The organism is Microcystis panniformis FACHB-1757 (assembly GCF_001264245.1).
GTDB lineage: Bacteria > Cyanobacteriota > Cyanobacteriia > Cyanobacteriales > Microcystaceae > Microcystis > Microcystis panniformis.
In genome coordinates, this window is record NZ_CP011339.1 from 3,766,079 (window position 1) to 3,783,394 (window position 17,316).

A 17,316-nucleotide genomic window follows, 5' to 3' on the forward strand; every position below is an offset into this window, starting at 1 on the left:
TCAATGTCACCAACGGAAATAAAATAGACAATTGTGATTTATATATCTATAATGCAAGGATAATCGCTATTGACAACCTATCCCAAGGCAATTATGAAGAAAACTTTTTTCACCTCCATCGCCGTTAGTGCCACCCTCGTCAGTGGTATTGTTTTAGGTACTCTTGATGCTGGCAGTGCCTCTGCTTGTGCTTTCGCTAAAGCTAAAGGCATTTTTGGCAGCAATACCACCTTCCATCTGGATCCTAACAAACTTATTTTAGGGGTTGCCGCCGCTACAGGAGCAATCACCGTAGCTGGTGTTTTAAGCTACCGTCGTTTTCACCCTGGGCAGCCTCCCGAAGATGCCACCGCTAACCTGCCGTCGGTATTTCCTATCCCCATTCCCCCCGCAGCTTTAAATCAGGCAGTGGAAGTGGAAGAAGCGGCAGAAACCAGCAAAATCTCCTAAAAATCCGCTATATTTCCTCAAAAAAGGTGTTGGCATCCCCGCAGCTTTCCAGCTAGGCAACACCTTTTTCTGCCTAATTGTGTCCCAGTTATCAGAATTTCCAGCCATTTTTAAGTTATGTTAAAAGGTGCAACCGTACCACCAGAGGTAAAGATGGGCAACTCTACCACATTTTCTGACACCCCACTTCGCAAAGATCATCACACTTGGGAGCATTTAAAACAAGCCATCGCCGCTAGTTCCGGTTTTCGGCGTTGGCAGCAAGAACAACTAGAATCAGGTAAAAATAGAGACGATGCTGATGCTCGCATTTGTTCCTATCTACGGGAAACTTTAGAAACTTTAGCCTACTAGATTGATGCTCCCCAGCTATGACGGCATGGGGACTTTTTTGTCCGTTTAAGCTAATTTGCGGGCCTTATTTTCTGCGCGCCTCGTAACCCAACAACCAGACAAAAGCGACAATTAAAGGCAGGAAATAATAAATAGCTCGATAGGCGATTAAAGAGCCTAAAAGCTCGGCATTAGATACATATTCGGGGCGTAATCTCAGCATGATAAACTCAAAAACCCCTATTCCCCCCGGCACATTGCTTAATACCCCTGCCGTCATGGCAAATACATAGAGACCGAAAAATCCTAAAAACGAAGTATTGTAGCTGCCCGGGAGAAGAAGATAGAGAACTCTAGCGGCTAATATCCAATCAATAAAAGTCAACAAAATCAAAGCCAGGGAAAGAGTCCAAGAGGGTAAATAGATGTTTTCTTTGCCGATTTTTATTGGTTTTTTATAGGTGAGAGTCAAGAAAAAATATCCCGTAACCAAGAATAAAAAAATTACTCCTAAAGGTTTAGTAGTTAAAAAAGGTAATTTTAAAAGTTGAGGAATCCGTTGGGGATCGAGGAGGAAACTTATACCACCAATGCCTAACATTCCTAACCAAAAGCTTAAATGGGTAAAAGTGATAACTTTGGCAATATCCACCACCCCCACCCCCGCAGGAGTATAGAAACGATAACGGATAGCAGTCCCAGAAAATAAGGTTAAACCAATGGTATTACCAAGAGCATAACTGATAAAAGCAGTGCGGATAATAGTGCCTAAAGCTAAGGGATGCTTGATATAATAAAAACCTAGGCGATCATAACCCGTCATCGACAAATAACCCAAAGCCATGCAAAAAATAGCTTCTAGCTGACGACTTGTGGTAATATGATCCACACTAGCCAAGAGTTGGGCAAAAGTGTAGTGTTTAAATTCTTGACTAATTGCCCAGACCGCTAGAATAAATAAACTCAAAGACAGGATAATCGGAGCAAAACGCCGGATTTTTTTATACATCTTACTTTTTACGAATTACTTTTGACTCATTAAAATTTATGAAAAGATCAAAGTTAGATTTAGCTAAACGTTTAAATCGATCCCGAAAAAGGAAATATGATAAATTCCTGACTTCCTCCTTATATTTAACAATTATTCTGGGTTTATTTTATCTACTCTACCTCAATCTTCCTTGGTCTTTTCATCTTTTTGTGCATTGGGCGACTAAAGGGGGTGATTTAGACAAAATTCCTGCCAAATTTTATGCAGAACTTAATCAATTGTGTTTGAGAGCAGATAGTGCGGGGGAAGTAAAAACGAGAAACTATACAGAACATACAGAAATCGCCGAATCTCTTGGTACATTTAGATGTACTTTAGTTAATGGTGGTCAAGAATGGTTAATAGAAGATTATAAATCTTTTAATTCTGCCGATGAAGCGATTTTAGGCACTCAGTTAGCGGTTTTTATCGCCGAGATTTTGGGAACGGATTATAGTTATAACATTCGCGCTTATATTCCCAATACTAAGTATCAAATAGCTCCCAAAACCAAATCCTAGACTAGGGATGGGTTTCTCACCCATCCTTAGAAAAAAATTAGTTTTCCGATACGGGTTTTGGTCGGGAAGGCCGAGGGATAGGGGATTGTCCGGGGGTAAAAGGTCGTTTTTCTCCTTCCCCCGAGGGATGACGATTTTTATCAAAAGGCTTTTTAAAACCTCCCTTACCCATCGGTTTTTTCTTGCTGGCAAAACCGAGGTCTAAACCTTCCAAAATAGTTAAGGCATCTCCTTTAAGTTGTACCTGAAAATCCCAAAAACGACTGATCGGTTTACCAGATAAAGTACCGCGCAATTTTAGTTTAAAGAACTTGGGTTTGTCCGCTTCAGTTTTGGGCATTTGTCGGATTTTGACCACTACCGCTTGATTTTCCCGTTCGGTAAAGATGACTTCGCCTCGAATCGAGAAATAACCCGGGGTAGAAGCGAGGAGAGGCTCTATCTCTGGATCATCTTCCTTTTTCAGGGTTTCTGGTTCCCAAACACCGACAATCTGAACATGAAGGGCATCATTTTCCTGACGGGTGCGCGGATAAACCACCCAAAGATGGGGTTTTTCCAGATCGAGATGATTTTTGACCAAACTGATCACCCGACCGAGAATCACAGCATCGATCAGAGTACCATCGGCAGTTAAAATATTGCCTTTAGTTAATTGTTCCTCCGATCGCTGATAATGGCCATAGACGAGACCGATCGCCCGATACTGCCGCAGATGACTGGGAGGGGGATCGGTTGTTGACGTTTGACTTCTTCGGGGTGGCTGACTCTACGGCTAAATCAGCCTCGGTATGGGGGGATTCAAGGGGGACTTCCTGAATTTCCACTTCAGGGGTCGGGGGGTTTTCGGTGATTCGGTAAACCGATTCCCAGGACGATTCATATCACACTCCTAGCGGCGGAGACACATAGTAAATTAGTAATCAAGCAAGTCAAAAGCGCGATCTGGGGGGTTACAATAACCCTCTAGGGCGACTCTACTGGCATCTAATATATTAAGAACCATGATCTTTTGACTGTCAACCCAGTCAAAACCCTTTTGAGTCTTGACCGTTTGCCCATTGTACTTAATAAAGAGCGGCCAATTCGATCGATCCCCTGATCAAATCTCCAGATTTCCATAACATTTTCCTCTCTGTCCCCTCGCACCCCAGTCTATGAAAGCCTCTCTCTCTCACCGTCGTTGGCTGTCCATCGGTCTCGTCCTGATGTTATTTGCTTTGCTGTCTTTCTCGATCATGCCGCTATTGACTTCTATTCTCCAGAGTCAGCACTCCTCGGTACAGAGTCATCTGTCCGCAGTGGAACAAGAGAAATTGGCCAGTCAAGCACTAGGTTATCAGATGGTTTTAGAGCGTGAACCCGATAATCAGGCGGCTTTGCGGGGATTATTAGATACTCGCCTACAGCAGGGGGATTTAAGGCAAGCGATCGAACCTTTAGAAAAATTAGCGCAACTTAACCCCCAACAATCCGATTATCTGCTACTTTTGGCGGAAGCGAAACAGCAAATAGAGGACTATGCAGGAGCCACAGGCAGTTATCGCGCTCTTTTAGCCTCCCATCCCCAAGAGCTGCGGGCCTTAACTGGATTAACTAATTTATTTCTTAGCCAAAACCGCCCGATCGAGGCGATTAGTCTGGTCAAAGATACGCTCGATCGCGCTTTAAAAGCTGCTGCCGATCCCAATAATCCTGCTAGTTTAATCGATATCGTTTCCGTTCAGTTACTTTTAGGCAAAATCTATTTCGAGCAGCAAAATTATCCGGAAGCTTTAAACGCCTATAAACAAGCTCAACAGATGGATGTTAACGATTTCCGACCGATTTTGGCAGCGGCGATCGTACTGAAAGAACAGGGCAAAAATCAAGAGGCTCAACCCCTCTTTCAAGATGCTCTCAGTCGCGCTCCTTTTGCCTATAGACAGGAGATTCAGACCCTAGCCGACGAAAATAACAAAATTGAAGCCACAGCCCCTAATCAGTGAGCAGCTTTTTTTTCCTTTCTGCCCTATCCCCTTGAGACTTGACATTGGGGACAAAAATGAGAGGAGCGTCCACTTAATTTAATTCTGGCAATAGTTGCACCGCAAAGGCGACAATTTTCGCCAGTACGACCATAAACCCAGGCCATCGAGCCATAATTGCCATTAACTCCCGTAACGTGGAGAAAATCGCTAAAACTGGTGCCGCCTTCAGCGATCGCTGCTTCCAATACAGAAATAATGTTTTTTGTCAATAAGTCTATTTGCTCAATTTTTAAGAGATTGGCGGCAGTTTGGGGATGGATACCACTTTTAAAAAGAACTTCATCCGCGTAGATATTGCCAATTCCTGCCACCACATTTTGATCGAGGAGAAAAGTTTTAATCGGACGACGACTTTTTTGACAGTGACTATAGAGATAATCGGGGGTAAAATTGCGATCAAAGGGTTCCAGTCCCAGTTTTTTGAGACCAGTAATCACGCTTTCTGGGGTTTTATCGGCGGCAATCCACCAAATTTTCCCGAAAGTGCGGGTATCAACAAAGCGCAATTCTTGCTGATTGGCAAAAAAGAAGCGTAAGCGCGTATGAATCGGCAGGGGAGTGGTATCTTTTACCCAGAGCAATTGTCCGGTCATACGCAGATGAACCCCGATACTGCTACCATTATCTAAATTGGCGAGGAGATATTTGCCTCGGCGCTGCCAATTGGTAATCGTAGTCTGAGTAATTCCTTGCAGAAAAGTTGCCTCGCAATTAGGGTAGGCTAGGGTACGCTGTAATAATACTTCCCCACCGATAATTTTTTTGCCCTGGGTAACTTGATTTAACCCGCGACGCACCGTTTCTACTTCTGGCAATTCTGGCATATAAGTGATTGAACAAAATTAAGTTCTTGGTTAGGGTAGGCAAAAGGAAAAAGATAGATAAACAGAACTTTTTAAGTAAGTGATTCTAATTAAATATAAGATAGATTTTGCCTCTGATCCCCCCTGCCCCCCTTGATAAGGGGGGTGCCGATAGGTGGGGGGATCAGAAAATTTTTAACACCTACCTACTGATCGGCAAACGACACCAGATTAACGTCGATTCTACTTTAACTTTAACATTTCGATGGTATCAATTATTTCCCGTTCAAAACTGACTTGAGCGCGATTAGTTTTACCACCAATATAAAAGCGATCACCAGATTGTAAAGCCCAAATTTGGGAATGGGAAAAGTAACTCATTACCACTCCCATCATCAATAAAGCAAAACCTAAATAGACAATAGGCACTCCCGGATCTGCCTTAATTTGTAACCCGGTACTTCCCACTAATTCGACTATTTTTAGATTAACTCCATTGATGGGAATCGTCATTCCTTCTCGTACAGCAGAGGTTAAATCTCCCTGAGCATCATAGACAATTACCGTACCTTGTAGATCTCTGGTTAAAAGAGAAACTCCCTCACTAAGATCGGTTTTAGTCGGAATCCAAGTTCCCCAGATTTGTCCATTACCTTTGGTGTCTAAACTAGCCATCGGTAGCTGTAGGATCGGACTATTATTCACCTGTACTTTTACCCCAGCAATTCCCCAACTGGTTTGATAAAAAGTCACCCCTTTATGGTGCAAAGGTTGGTTAACTTGAATAGTTTTGCGATCGATCTCCTGTCCTTGATTATCGAGCACCGACAAATCAGAATAGAATTGTTCTACGTCACCTTTAGGACTATAATCAATCCAAAAACGATTAACTTTAATCCCCCAATCCTTGGGGAGAGAATTTTTAGATAAGGGTCCAGCTTCAATAATATTTTTAACCTGAAAACTATCGCCACTAGCTACCATTTCTTGAGCGAAAAACCCCGTTAACGCTCCCCAGATCGCTCCTGCTAAAATAATTAACATGGCTGCATGAACGATAATCGGACCGATTTTACCAATCAGACCTTTACGAGCATAAAGACTGTTATTTTCTAGAAAAACTTTGTAGCCTTTTTTTTCTAATAGGGGGGTGAGAGATTCTAGGGAACCAGTTTCTAATTCAGCACTTAAAGCTAGTTTTTGAAATTGGCGAGATTGTTGATAAAATTGCCAGTTTCTGGCCGCCTTTAAAGCGGGTAATTGTCGTCGAAAGGTGCAAGCAGTTAAACTGGAACCGAAGAGAATTAATAATGATAGATACCACCAAGTGCTATAAACATGATTTAATCCCAATAGTAATAAAAATTTCCAAGTCAGAAAGCCAAATAAAGCGGGTTTCTCAGGATAATTAGCTTGGTAAAAAGATAGAGATTGTCCCTGTTCGATTACCGTCCCAGAAATGCTAAAAATAGCGATTAAAAGTAAAAGGATAATTGCCAATCGTAGATCGGCAATAGTCTGGATAAATTTCCGTCCCCATTGAGGCGGTGTATTCTTTAAATTTGAGGAAGTTTCCGATATAGTCATAGTTAAAAGTTTTGCAATTCTAGCCAATTATCTATCATAACTCTCCACCATCACAGCAGACGGGATAATACAGAAAAAACTCCAAAACCGATTAATAAAACCCCACTGACGGGATTAATCCATCCGGACCATTGACGCAGGGAAAGAAAGCTTTTCAGCGAGGCAGTAAAAGAACCGACGATAATTAGGGGTAAAACATAGCCGGCAGTGTAGGATAACAATAATCCCCCTCCTAAGCTTAAATCTCCCGTATTTGCCACCCATGCCAATAAAGTTGCTAGAACAGGTGTACTACATGGAGAGGCGATTAAACCAAATGTTAAACCGAGAAGATAGGACCGCAAAATCGGAGGAAAATCCCCGGTAATCCAATCGGTAGCGCCAAGGGAGGGGAAGCGCAGGGGTAATAATTCCAAGAGGTTTAACCCCATCAAAATAGCGATCGCACTGACGATAATTGGTAAACCGATCCCCACCTGTCCATAGACTTTTCCTAAAGTAGCGGCAATTAGTCCCAATCCCGCTAAGGTGGTGGCTAATCCTAGGGAAAACCATGTGGACTGCCAAAAAGCCGCTAAACGACCTTTATTTTCGTAACCCCCGATATAAGCGACGGTAATCGGCAACATCGACAGCATACAGGGGGTAAGACTGGTGAGTAAACCGGCTAGAAAAATCACAGCAATACTGACAAAACTAAGGTGAGTTAGTTGGGAAGTTACTAAGCGATCGGCGTATTGTTCAAGGTGATAGAGTTGAGTCTGTAATTGGTCTAACATATTGGGGAATTTTTCAGGCTAAATTTGGCTCATTTCTAGGATATTACCATCGGGATCACTGACAAATAATGCCTTTCTACCCGAGGCGCTCATTTGAATTGTATAACCTTGACTTTCTAGATAGTTACCCATGGCTGTCACGTCATCAATAGCGAAGGCAAGATGAGGATTGCGTCCCCATTTTTCGGGATTGGGACGGTAATTTTGGTAATTGCTATCGACAATTAAATGAATTTGATAATCTCCCACTTGATACCAAACCCCATCGTATTGAAAAGGGCGATCGATTCTAGTCAATCCTAGAACATTTTCGTAAAAGTTAATGGCTTTTTCTAGCTCGGTGACTAAAATCGCCGTGTGTAAGGATTTTGTGATGTTCATAGTTAATATCTGACTCGCGGATCGAGCCAACTATAGGTTAAATCGGCAATTAAGTTAAAGATAACAATTAAAATCCCATAGATAAAGGTAATCGCCATCACTACGGGGGTATCACTGCGGGAAATAGAATCAATTAATAAAGCACCGATACCCGGTACACGAAACACTTGTTCTGTAACTAAAGCTCCAGTAAAAATGGAGGGAATATCGAGAGCAATCAGGGTGACAACGGGGATTAAAGCGTTACGAACTATATGCTTAGTTAGAACAGAAAAATTAGTTAGTCCCTTGGCTAAGGCAGTTTTAACGTACTCTTGGTGAATTTCTTCGGTTACGGAAGAACGCACGAAACGCATCAACATCGCTCCTTGATATAAGCTTAATACAGTTACAGGCATAATTGACTGTTTCACCTGCTCGATCAAACTATTAAAATCACTGATTTTTAGGGTACTGTTATAAAAAGATGGTAGCCAGTTTAACTGCACACTAAAGATAATAATTAATAATAATCCCGTTACAAAAGTGGGTAAAGAAAAGCCAAGTAGGGAAAAAGTAGAGATGATTTTGTCTAACCAAGAATAGCGCTTGACTGCCGAAATTACGCCCAAAGGAAAAGCAATTAAAACCCCAAAAATATAGGCAATACCGACAATCCAGAGGGTTGTGGGTAAACGCTGCCAAATGAGGGTAAAAACTGGGCTGCGACTGGTGAAAGAATAGCCCATATCTCCTTGAAGAAATGCTAACAACCACTTGACATAACGCACGGGAAGGGGTTGATCTAATCCGAGACTTTTGCGAATATTTTCTCGCACCGCTTCGGTGATAGCGGGATTAGCGGCAAATTCTCCCATCGGATCCCCCGGCGCTAGGGCTAAAATGCCAAAAACCACCATACTAATAGCTAAAAGAGTGGGAATCGAAAATAATAATCTTTTCAGAAAATATTTAAGCATTTATTTACTACGCTTCCAGTCTTTGATGTTCCAAGTATTTCTATCCCAGGGAGTTAATTCAAACCCCGACAAACTATTGCTAATTGCCACCACATCGGCACGATGAACTAGGGGAATAATCACAAAATTATTGATTAACATATCATTCATTTTAATCGCTATTTCTCGCCGTTTTTCTGGGTTTAATTCTTGACTAAAAGCTTGCCATAATTTATCGTATTCAGGATTACAATAACGAGCATAATTATCACCGGCCCAACCATCAGCTTTTTGGGGAATTTCGCTACAGGTAAAGGTTTTAAAATAGGCTTTCGGATCGGGACTATTATTACCAGTAGTGTACATTTGTAGGTCAGCATAAAACTTTTCTACCGTGTCATCGTTAGCAGGATCGCTAGAAAAGAAAATACTGGCATCAACAGTTTTTAATTCTACTCCTATCCCGATCGCTTGTAAACTTTGTTTGATAATTTCTTGGGTTTTCTGACGAAGAGGATTGACGGTAGTTTGAAAAACTAATTTCATTTCTACCCCATTTTTATCCCTAGTGCCATCACCATTACTATCTTTCCATCCCGCATCATCTAGTAATTTCTTAGCCTTTTCTAGATTAAATTCATAGCGAGTATTGGGAGAATTATATTCCGATGGCATCACGATAAAATTAGGAGTTGTTTTCCCAGTAATACCATAAAGTTGCGTGGCAATAGTATCTCTATCAACGGCCAAAGATAAAGCTTCTCTTACTTTTACATCACTCAAAAAAGGATGGGGAAACTTAATACTAGACCTCTCACCTTCAGGAGTAGCTTGATTAGGATCGCTCAGATTAAATAAAACTCGTTCAATCAAAGAACCGAAACTAGATATTAACTGACCCCGACCCGCTTTTTCTAAATCACTTAAAACCTTGGCCTCTACTTGCAAATTATAGGCATAATCCGCCTCCTGTGTCTGTAAAACCGCTCTTGCCGCAGAAGTTGCATCACCTCCTCCTTTTAATTCTATTCTTTGAAAACCTAATTTATCCGCTTCTCGAAAGAAAGAATTTGGTTCATAAACTGCCGTATCTCCCGGTTTAAATTCTACCACTTTATAGGGACCAGTTCCCACCGGTAATAAATTAGCAGGGGCCTGGCGTGCCGTTTCATTGCTATACTTTTCATAGAGATGAGCGGGTAAAATCATCCCTTCTGTCCCCACAAAAACTAATGACCAAGCGGGATTAACTTGCTTAAAAGTTATTTTAACCGTATGGGGATCGATCGCTTCCACACTTTTAACTATTTCATAATTGCCAGCGCTAGTAGAACCGGTTTTCGGATTGGTGATAAAATTATAGGTAGCGATGACATCTTTGGCAGTAAAAGGAGTACCATCTGACCATTTAATATCTTTTTTTAGCTTCCATGTCACCGATTTACCATCCCGGGCAACTCCCCCATTTTCAATAGTAGGAATTTCTGCCGCTAAAAAAGGAACTAATTCCCCTTTTTCATTAAAACTAGCCAAAGGTTCTAAGGTAATGCGACTCGCTTCTGAGTCTTTAAATCCCGTGGAGAGATGGGGATTTAAAATCGTCGGTGCTTGCCAATACAAAAGTTTTAAAGTTTCTGAATTATTATTGGTCGTTGCTGGGGGATTATTAGCTGTTTGTTGACGACAAGCACTAAAAAGCAGCGTACAACTAAGGGATAAAATTAACAGGGGCAAGAAAAGCGATCGCTTAAACATTTTTAGTGACAATCAATAATTCAACAGGGTGACTTAGGTGATTCCCTACCCCACCAATAACAAGTTATCAGACATTGAGTCTTGATCTCGATCGATTAATTGATTATTTGCCTTTATCCATTCCTAGTCAAGTTAAATCGATCATGCTATGGTAGCGATGCTGTACTAGACAATAAAATTCTAGGCACGGCGACGAAATGGGTTCTTTGGTTTGTGTTATGCAATGTACGGGGGTTATAAGGGATGGAACCCTTATAGAGAAAGACGTTTGGCGATTTTTGTCAATTGTTTTTGATCTAGAGCGAACTAATCAATTAAATCTCTTGCCAGATAAGGATTTAGTCGATTTATGCCACCCTATCGAACCATAACAAGTAACGAAGAGCCAGAAAATCTGTATTTGGGGTGTTGTATGGAAAAAATCCGTCTAGTATATAATTATTGTGATGGCCATCGCCGTAGGGTGCGTTCCCCAATGTGGCTCCTACTGCTCCACTAGCAGTAGGCTAATCTGGCTAACACGCTTTTGGGCGTGATATACGGAAAAGTTCTGGAGATCGCGCCTAAATGGGGTGATATGCCGAAAGTTGACCCATATCATTACTTTCAGGAGTGTTATACAGAAAATTTCCGTATAATCAATAGTTAGCCCGCAAGGTTATCTGTGAGGCAGTAGTTTAGGGGCTACCTGTCGGCGTTAAGCATCAAGCTACGGTAAAGTCATCGGCAAGTGCCTCTCACAACAGTTTTTGTTATCCTGTGCTAAGGATCGTTTTACCCAAAGAGTCTCAAAGATGGAACTAGCCTTGGTAATTTTCTCAGCCGTATCAGCAATCTCAACTGCAATTCTTGCATTTATTCTTTTGCAAATACAGAAAAGTCTAAACACTAACGCTAAGAAACGGACTGAATCTGATTCAGATATCTACAAACAGCTTGAACGTCTAATACAAAGAAATCAAGCTATAGAGCAAAAGTTAGTTGAACTAATTGATGCTCAAAGCAAATCTATCGACAAAGTATATGAACTTTTACGTGGGAGTGGAGACCTACAAATTGGGAGACTCCAGGCAATTATTGATACGCTTGAGATACTAAAGAAAAATATTTCTAGTTTATATGAACTCCTACGTGGAGGTGGGGATCTGCAAGTAGGGAAACTTCAAACGGTTGCAGATAAGCTTGAAGCGCTGAAAAACAGCTTGGAAGAATCAGTTAGATTTTAAAAATATGGATTCCAAACACTCAGAAGAATCATCCGAGGTAGTTCATGCGTACTTATCTTATCTTCAAGAAATGAGTCGCAAAATTAGCCTGCGTACTGGGATGGAAAACACTCTTTATGGAAAAACTAAGAAAAGCCCTCACTACTATCGACCCTTTGAAGATGCAGATGTAGATTCTCAGTATTTGCGTGATGTCAGAAATTATCTTGAAAAGGAAAGTGATCGCCAACTTTTCCTGGGAAATGGCTTGATCGCTGGTTCATTCAAGAAGAAGCAAGTCAAGAAGTATGTTGCCGCACCATTAATTTATTTCCTCGTCAAAACTGATCTAGATGAAAACGGCAGGTCATTGACTTATAGCATTGAATTGGATTCGGTGAGTCTAAATTATGACTTAATTACTCTGGTTTTAGAGCAAGATCTTGATGAAGAAGAAGATGAGGGAATGGGATTTCAGAGTGCAGGTGTTGATGCCAACAAGCTTGAAGTTCTAGAAGATATAGAAAATAGTTTAGAGGATATTCTCAGGCATGAGAGTGTAAAATTGACGACTAATTCATTAGCAGACCAAACTTTTCGACGAATCCATGAAAAAATCCCTGAGTTCAATCAAATACACCCTTCAACGGAAGACTTCACTCTTCAGAAGCTAGAGAAGCTAGGTACTGTAGAGTTGACCTTCTACAATCATCGATTTTTTTATGTTGCTAGCTCACCTGGGCAACTATCAACTTATACAGCACTACGAAAACTGATTTCAGAGGTTAGCTAAATGCCATTTCAAAATCAAGTTCTGAAAAAGCTATTTAAAGGAATTTTGCAGAATGAATCTGTTGAATTTAATAGCGATTTAACCGAATGTTTATCAATTGATAAGGCAGTTGCCTATTTGCCACTACCTCTTTCTGATCGCCAAAAGGATGCTCTATACAATGCTTGGCGGCGTGAAATTTCCTATATCCAGGGACCTCCTGGTACGGGGAAGTCTTACACTATCGTAGCAATAATGATTTCAGCCTTACTGCTAAACAAAAAAGTATTATTTGTTTCTCAAAAAAAGGCTGCTATTGATGTCGTTCGTAGAAAATTAGAAGATTTTTTGGGTAAAAACACCGTCATTTACGTAGGCTCTGAAAGCCAAGAACGTAAGCAGCTTCAAGCTTATATTGAAGCAAAATCTTCGGGAGTTAATGCACATAATTTACTTAGTCATATTTCTAAGCAGAAACAAGAACTTGATTCCTTGCATCAAGAAATTATAGATCTAGATCAAGGGCTTGCAAAGCACAGAGATCAATTGAAAAGAGCTTTAGATACAGAAAATGAATTCTATCGGGCGAACGATCTATATCTAAAAGAAAGAAATCATTTTGCTGATATCTTTGACCGAAACTACACAAAGCAACTTGATTTAAGAGAGGAAGAAATTCATGAATCAGGTAAAGATTGGTTCATAAAAAATATTGATAAACTTCAAAAAAAACTCTCATCAGGGAATCTTAAGCGTAAAGATTTTATTTATATAAGACGCTTCTACAAGCAGTGTGTTGATGGACTAAAAGCTGACAAGACTAGATTTTCAAGAAATGAACTCGGTCAAATTCCTCTATATCTAGAATTGCTCTTTAAAGTGAATAGTTCTTATACCGAATCTGTATCTATTCGACGTAGAATTAATCCTAGTTTAAGTCAAATAAGGAAAGTGATTCAGCAGCAAGAGCAAGTCTTGCTAGATAAAAAGAGACAATATATTAAGCAGCTAATTGAATATCAATTTACCAGAAACTTACAACAGAATCAAAATGTCACTGATGCATTTCGGAAGCTTCTAAGGTGGACAAATCAAACTAGAGTCTTGGAAGCCATGAGTAGGATTGACTACAACAGACTTACCAGTGTTTTCCCGCTTTGGGCTGGTGAAATTAAGGATATTGGTCAATTTCTACCTTTTCAAAATGAAATCTTTGATCTCGTCATTGTTGATGAGGCTTCTCAAGTCAATATTGCAGAAATAATACCTGCTTTTTATAGAGGTAGAAGCTTTTGTGTGGTAGGAGACGATAAGCAACTTGGCTTAAATGCAGCAGGTTTATTCTCACTGAATAGAAAGTTTGAAAGACTTATTTGGAACCATTGCTTTGCAGGATTGAATCAGGTTATTTCCTATGAAAAAGCAGAAGGAAAGGATCTAATTGTAAGCAAATCTTCAATTCTTGATTTTATTATAAATCAAGATAATTACTTTACCATTCCAAAAGTGACTCTCAATGAACACTTTCGTTCTATGCCTCAACTAGCTAGATTTACAAGCAAAACCTTTTACGACGATAGCCTATTAATTATGACAGAGGTAGGTAAAAACGTTAATAAGTCTTGCTTTGAGGCAGTTGAGGTTGGTGGTCAAAGAGAATTGACTACAAAATTTGTTCCTGAAGAAATTGAAGAACTCATCAACAAGCTCAGTGGCTTGATCCGTCAAAATAGCTACCTACAAGAACCATTGAGTCATCATGGCTTTACGATTAGAAATAAACCAACAATTGGGGTTTTGTCGTTCTTAACTCAGCAAAGAAATGCCATTAGAGAACGACTTCAAGAAAAATTTTCTGATGATGAATGGAAAGATTATCAATTGTTTGTTGGCACACCTGAAGAGTTTCAGGGAAATGAAAAGAACATAATAATTATAACTCTAGGGCTTGATGGAACTAACAATAGATGGGCAAAAGGTCACTATGAAAACCCTAATCGGTTTAATGTAGCAACCAGTCGCGCTGTAAATTATACCTATCTTATCTATGGCGGAATACCTAAAACTGCTCATTTACTAAAGGAGTATTTGCAGAATTTCGGTTATCCAGTTAATGAAGGTAGCTTGGTAGAACCCGTTCAACAACAAACAGTTTTAGACAACAGGCTCAGTTGGAGATTTGATGAATCAAAAGTTGAATCTGAATTTGAGTTTAAGGTACTAGAGTACCTCAAAGAATTTGTTCAGAGTCATGGCTCTGAATCATTGAAAATTTATAATCAGGTTGAGAGTTGTAGCAAACGACTGGATTTTGTTATCTTTAACTCTCTAAACGAGGAATGTTGTGCAATAGAAGTTGATGGTGTACATCACTTTGCTGAAGGTGGCTACACCTACTCCGAAAGTCATCTCTCACGGATTGATATCCTTCAACGGGCTGGTTGGAAGATTGTTCACGTTCCTTATCATAAGTGGTACAGCAAGGGTTGGCTGTGTGATAGAGATGAGCCTGATTTTCTCGATACAGTTTCAGATCTGTATCGGCAGCTTAAATCAGTTTTGGCGATCTAGATCTAGTCTGCCTCTAGACTCATCGCGTGGTGCCGAAAGCGGGCTAACAACGCGCTGGAGCGGACGGACGGGAGATATTGGGGGTGATGCCGAGGCTATCTGCCGCCGCTCAGATCAACCGTTAGACTGCTCCCACTGTCAGTATGATGGCCATCGCTGTAGGGTGCGTTCCCTAATGTGGCTCCTACTGCTCCACTAGCAGTAGGCTAATCTGGATAACACGCTTTTGGGCGTGATATACGGAAAGTTTCCGTGTAATTAATAGTCCAGTAGGGTGCGTTAGACGGCGACAATCTCTGCTCTTACTTAGGACTAGCAATCCGTCGTAACGCACTACCCACGAGATATATTAAAAATAGCCTCGTAGGTTGGGTTGAGCGAAACAATACTGAGGCGAAAATAGCTTAATTCGCTTGAAAAAGCGAAACCCAACCACCCCAAAGGTTACTCTTTGTTGGGTTTCCTTGCGTCAACCCAACCTACAATAATTGCTTACCCGGATTGGTACTTCATGAACTGGCAGGGCAACGTAAAGGAACCTGGACGGTGAGAGTATCTGGAAACTGGCGGATCACTTTCACCTTTGACGGTGTTGATGCTTGTGATGTCGATCTTGAGGACTACCACTGATGAAAATGCATAATCCACCACATCCTGGTGAAGTTCTTAAAGAACTTTGTCTCGAACCTTTGAATCTGACTGTGACTGAGGCTGCTGAAGCATTGGGTGTAAGTCGAAAAACCCTATCTGCCATCTTAAATGGTAGGGCAGGTATTAGCCCCGAAATGGCAATTCGCTTAGGGAAAGCTTTCGATACATCTCCTGAAAGTTGGCTCAATCAGCAAATGCAATACGATCTATGGCAAGCAGAGCAGACAATTGGCAATATCAAAGTCAAACGGCTATCAGTGCGATCGGCGATCGCGTAGGGTGCGTTAATTAAATGTAACGCACCACCCACGAGATATATTAAAAATAGTATGATCGCAATCTTGTAGGGTGCGTTCCCTAATGTGGCTCCTACTGCCCCACCAATAGATTTTGGGGAACGCACCATGCTAGAGGATTATAAAAATATCTGCCGTCGCACTCCAGCCCATCGCGGCTGAGTTCAACCGTTATCGAGAAAAATAATTAAATCCCGTCAAATTCCCCTAAAACTTTCACTTCTGGTTCTAACCAGAGAGACCAGCGATCGAACACTTGTTCCTGCACATGACGAATTAAACGCAGAATATCCGAGGCTTTTGCCGAACCAATATTCAGGATAAAATTAGCGTGTAATTCTGATACTTGCGCTCCACCAATTTGATAACCTTTTAATCCCATTTCCTCAATTAAAGCCCCGGCAAATTGCGGTTTAGGATTGCGGAAAACGCTACCACAACTGGGACGATCATAGGGTTGGGTACTTTTGCGATGGCGTAAATTATGGGTAGTAATTGCCATTATTTCCTCGCAATTATCGGTAGCTTCTAACTGAAATGTAGCTTCGATAACTAAACGTTGATCCCCTTGCAGAGAAGAACTGCGATAACTATAATTTAAATCTTCTTTGCTTACAGTTTCTAACTGACCATCGGGATTTAATACCAGCGCCCGCACTAATCGATCCGCCACACAGGAGGTGTGCGCCCCCGCATTCATGACCACAGCACCCCCCACCGTACCGGGGATACCCACCGCCCATTCTAGGCCCCTCCAGCCCCTTTTTGCCGCTCTCCAAGCTATTTTTGGCAGAGGTTCCCCCGCCGCTGCTGTAATCGTAGCAGTTTCGGCATCAAAACAACTCGATCGCAGATGGCGAGTATTGAGAACAAGTCCGGGTAAACCTCGATCGCTGATTAGTAAATTTGAACCAGCCCCCAAAACAGTCAAGGGCAACCCTTGCGATTGCCACCAAGCGAACACTTCTCTTAATTCCTCTAGATTAACTGGTTCGGCATACCATTGCGCTCTTCCCCCACCCGGTAGGAAGTGAAATCAGCTAGAGAAACAGAGGTTTTAATCATAGGGTTTTAGGGGTTGGAAGTTATAAATTATGAATTATAAATTATGAATTGGGGGTTGGGGAGCAGAACGTAACGTAGGTTGGGTTGAAGCATGAAACCCAACGATCATGTTACTTATTTAGGGTCTGCTGAAAAAGTACGGGCGAAGC

Annotated in this window: 15 protein-coding genes and 2 pseudogenes; 8 read left to right on the top strand and 9 right to left on the bottom strand. The window is 41.2% G+C overall.

Annotated elements, in window-relative coordinates; all coding sequences use genetic code 11:
- Window positions 1–93: 93 nt before the first annotated feature.
- Both VL20_RS18120 and VL20_RS18125 read left to right on the top strand, forming a co-directional pair.
- Complete coding sequence (locus tag VL20_RS18120; RefSeq protein WP_052277342.1) at window positions 94–450, top strand: hypothetical protein; 357 nt, start codon at window positions 94–96, stop codon at window positions 448–450.
- A 117-nt stretch (window positions 451–567) separates the two neighbouring features.
- Window positions 568–804 (top strand): hypothetical protein, encoded by a 237-nt coding sequence (locus tag VL20_RS18125; protein WP_072924299.1) that lies wholly within the window; start codon window positions 568–570, stop codon window positions 802–804.
- 64 nt (window positions 805–868) lie between these two features.
- On the opposite strand, the gene VL20_RS18130 is transcribed toward VL20_RS18125, so the two are convergent.
- Entirely contained in the window at window positions 869–1,792 is a 924-nt protein-coding gene (locus VL20_RS18130; RefSeq protein ID WP_052277343.1) for a lysylphosphatidylglycerol synthase domain-containing protein, read from the bottom strand.
- Between the two features lie 38 nt (window positions 1,793–1,830).
- On the opposite strand from VL20_RS18130, the gene VL20_RS18135 reads away from it, so the two are divergent.
- A complete protein-coding gene (locus VL20_RS18135; protein WP_052277344.1) occupies window positions 1,831–2,334 on the top strand; it encodes a hypothetical protein in 504 nt (167 codons plus the stop codon).
- A 37-nt stretch (window positions 2,335–2,371) separates the two neighbouring features.
- Here the strand turns inward: VL20_RS18135 and VL20_RS18140 are convergent.
- Window positions 2,372–3,217, bottom strand: a pseudogene (locus tag VL20_RS18140) (hypothetical protein).
- 274 nt (window positions 3,218–3,491) lie between these two features.
- On the opposite strand from VL20_RS18140, the gene VL20_RS18145 reads away from it, so the two are divergent.
- Window positions 3,492–4,322 (top strand): tetratricopeptide repeat protein, encoded by an 831-nt coding sequence (locus VL20_RS18145; protein ID WP_052277346.1) that lies wholly within the window; start codon window positions 3,492–3,494, stop codon window positions 4,320–4,322.
- Between the two features lie 23 nt (window positions 4,323–4,345).
- Here the strand turns inward: VL20_RS18145 and VL20_RS18150 are convergent, their stop codons facing one another.
- From VL20_RS18150 to VL20_RS18175, 6 genes are all read right to left on the bottom strand, one after another.
- Window positions 4,346–5,188 (bottom strand): DNA-formamidopyrimidine glycosylase, encoded by an 843-nt coding sequence (locus tag VL20_RS18150; protein WP_052277347.1) that lies wholly within the window; start codon window positions 5,186–5,188, stop codon window positions 4,346–4,348.
- 222 nt (window positions 5,189–5,410) lie between these two features.
- On the bottom strand, window positions 5,411–6,754 hold the full coding sequence (locus VL20_RS18155) for a cytochrome c biogenesis protein (RefSeq protein WP_052277348.1): 1,344 nt from the start codon (window positions 6,752–6,754) through the stop codon (window positions 5,411–5,413).
- A 50-nt stretch (window positions 6,755–6,804) separates the two neighbouring features.
- Window positions 6,805–7,533: a cytochrome c biogenesis protein CcdA gene (locus VL20_RS18160; RefSeq protein WP_052277349.1), complete on the bottom strand. Its 729-nt coding sequence runs from the start codon at window positions 7,531–7,533 to the stop codon at window positions 6,805–6,807.
- A gap of 18 nt (window positions 7,534–7,551) precedes the next feature.
- Complete coding sequence (locus tag VL20_RS18165; protein WP_052277350.1) at window positions 7,552–7,914, bottom strand: VOC family protein; 363 nt, start codon at window positions 7,912–7,914, stop codon at window positions 7,552–7,554.
- A 2-nt stretch (window positions 7,915–7,916) separates the two neighbouring features.
- Entirely contained in the window at window positions 7,917–8,873 is a 957-nt protein-coding gene (locus VL20_RS18170; RefSeq protein WP_052277351.1) for an ABC transporter permease, read from the bottom strand.
- On the bottom strand, window positions 8,874–10,607 hold the full coding sequence (locus tag VL20_RS18175; RefSeq protein ID WP_052277352.1) for a peptide ABC transporter substrate-binding protein: 1,734 nt from the start codon (window positions 10,605–10,607) through the stop codon (window positions 8,874–8,876).
- A 794-nt stretch (window positions 10,608–11,401) separates the two neighbouring features.
- On the opposite strand from VL20_RS18175, the gene VL20_RS18180 reads away from it, so the two are divergent.
- The 4 genes from VL20_RS18180 to VL20_RS18195 all read left to right on the top strand — a co-directional run bounded on the left by VL20_RS18180 (window position 11,402) and on the right by VL20_RS18195 (window position 16,084).
- Window positions 11,402–11,833, top strand: a complete 432-nt coding sequence (locus tag VL20_RS18180; protein ID WP_002757072.1) for a hypothetical protein — start codon at window positions 11,402–11,404, stop codon at window positions 11,831–11,833.
- Between the two features lie 4 nt (window positions 11,834–11,837).
- Entirely contained in the window at window positions 11,838–12,605 is a 768-nt protein-coding gene (locus VL20_RS18185) for a hypothetical protein (protein WP_002757074.1), read from the top strand.
- Window positions 12,606–15,155, top strand: coding sequence for an AAA domain-containing protein (locus VL20_RS18190; protein WP_002757076.1), 2,550 nt, complete (start codon window positions 12,606–12,608; stop codon window positions 15,153–15,155).
- 635 nt (window positions 15,156–15,790) lie between these two features.
- Window positions 15,791–16,084 carry a HigA family addiction module antitoxin gene (locus tag VL20_RS18195; RefSeq protein WP_253852090.1) on the top strand — a complete coding sequence of 98 codons (294 nt, stop codon included), beginning with the start codon at window positions 15,791–15,793 and terminating at the stop codon, window positions 16,082–16,084.
- A 205-nt stretch (window positions 16,085–16,289) separates the two neighbouring features.
- Here the strand turns inward: VL20_RS18195 and murB are convergent.
- Window positions 16,290–17,167, bottom strand: a pseudogene (gene murB, locus VL20_RS18200) (UDP-N-acetylmuramate dehydrogenase).
- Window positions 17,168–17,316 lie beyond the last annotated feature (149 nt).

What these genes read in the sequence shown, in the direction of transcription:
- VL20_RS18120 (WP_052277342.1), top strand. Translation starts at nt 94, where the DNA reads ATGAAGAAAACTTTTTTCACCTCCATCGCCGTTAGTGCCACCCTCGTC.
- VL20_RS18125 (WP_072924299.1), top strand. Translation starts at nt 568, where the DNA reads ATGTTAAAAGGTGCAACCGTACCACCAGAGGTAAAGATGGGCAACTCT.
- VL20_RS18130 (WP_052277343.1), bottom strand. Translation starts at nt 1,792, where the DNA reads ATGTATAAAAAAATCCGGCGTTTTGCTCCGATTATCCTGTCTTTGAGT.
- VL20_RS18135 (WP_052277344.1), top strand. Translation starts at nt 1,831, where the DNA reads ATGAAAAGATCAAAGTTAGATTTAGCTAAACGTTTAAATCGATCCCGA.
- VL20_RS18145 (WP_052277346.1), top strand. Translation starts at nt 3,492, where the DNA reads ATGAAAGCCTCTCTCTCTCACCGTCGTTGGCTGTCCATCGGTCTCGTC.
- VL20_RS18150 (WP_052277347.1), bottom strand. Translation starts at nt 5,188, where the DNA reads ATGCCAGAATTGCCAGAAGTAGAAACGGTGCGTCGCGGGTTAAATCAA.
- VL20_RS18155 (WP_052277348.1), bottom strand. Translation starts at nt 6,754, where the DNA reads ATGACTATATCGGAAACTTCCTCAAATTTAAAGAATACACCGCCTCAA.
- VL20_RS18160 (WP_052277349.1), bottom strand. Translation starts at nt 7,533, where the DNA reads ATGTTAGACCAATTACAGACTCAACTCTATCACCTTGAACAATACGCC.
- VL20_RS18165 (WP_052277350.1), bottom strand. Translation starts at nt 7,914, where the DNA reads ATGAACATCACAAAATCCTTACACACGGCGATTTTAGTCACCGAGCTA.
- VL20_RS18170 (WP_052277351.1), bottom strand. Translation starts at nt 8,873, where the DNA reads ATGCTTAAATATTTTCTGAAAAGATTATTATTTTCGATTCCCACTCTT.
- VL20_RS18175 (WP_052277352.1), bottom strand. Translation starts at nt 10,607, where the DNA reads ATGTTTAAGCGATCGCTTTTCTTGCCCCTGTTAATTTTATCCCTTAGT.
- VL20_RS18180 (WP_002757072.1), top strand. Translation starts at nt 11,402, where the DNA reads ATGGAACTAGCCTTGGTAATTTTCTCAGCCGTATCAGCAATCTCAACT.
- VL20_RS18185 (WP_002757074.1), top strand. Translation starts at nt 11,838, where the DNA reads ATGGATTCCAAACACTCAGAAGAATCATCCGAGGTAGTTCATGCGTAC.
- VL20_RS18190 (WP_002757076.1), top strand. Translation starts at nt 12,606, where the DNA reads ATGCCATTTCAAAATCAAGTTCTGAAAAAGCTATTTAAAGGAATTTTG.
- VL20_RS18195 (WP_253852090.1), top strand. Translation starts at nt 15,791, where the DNA reads ATGCATAATCCACCACATCCTGGTGAAGTTCTTAAAGAACTTTGTCTC.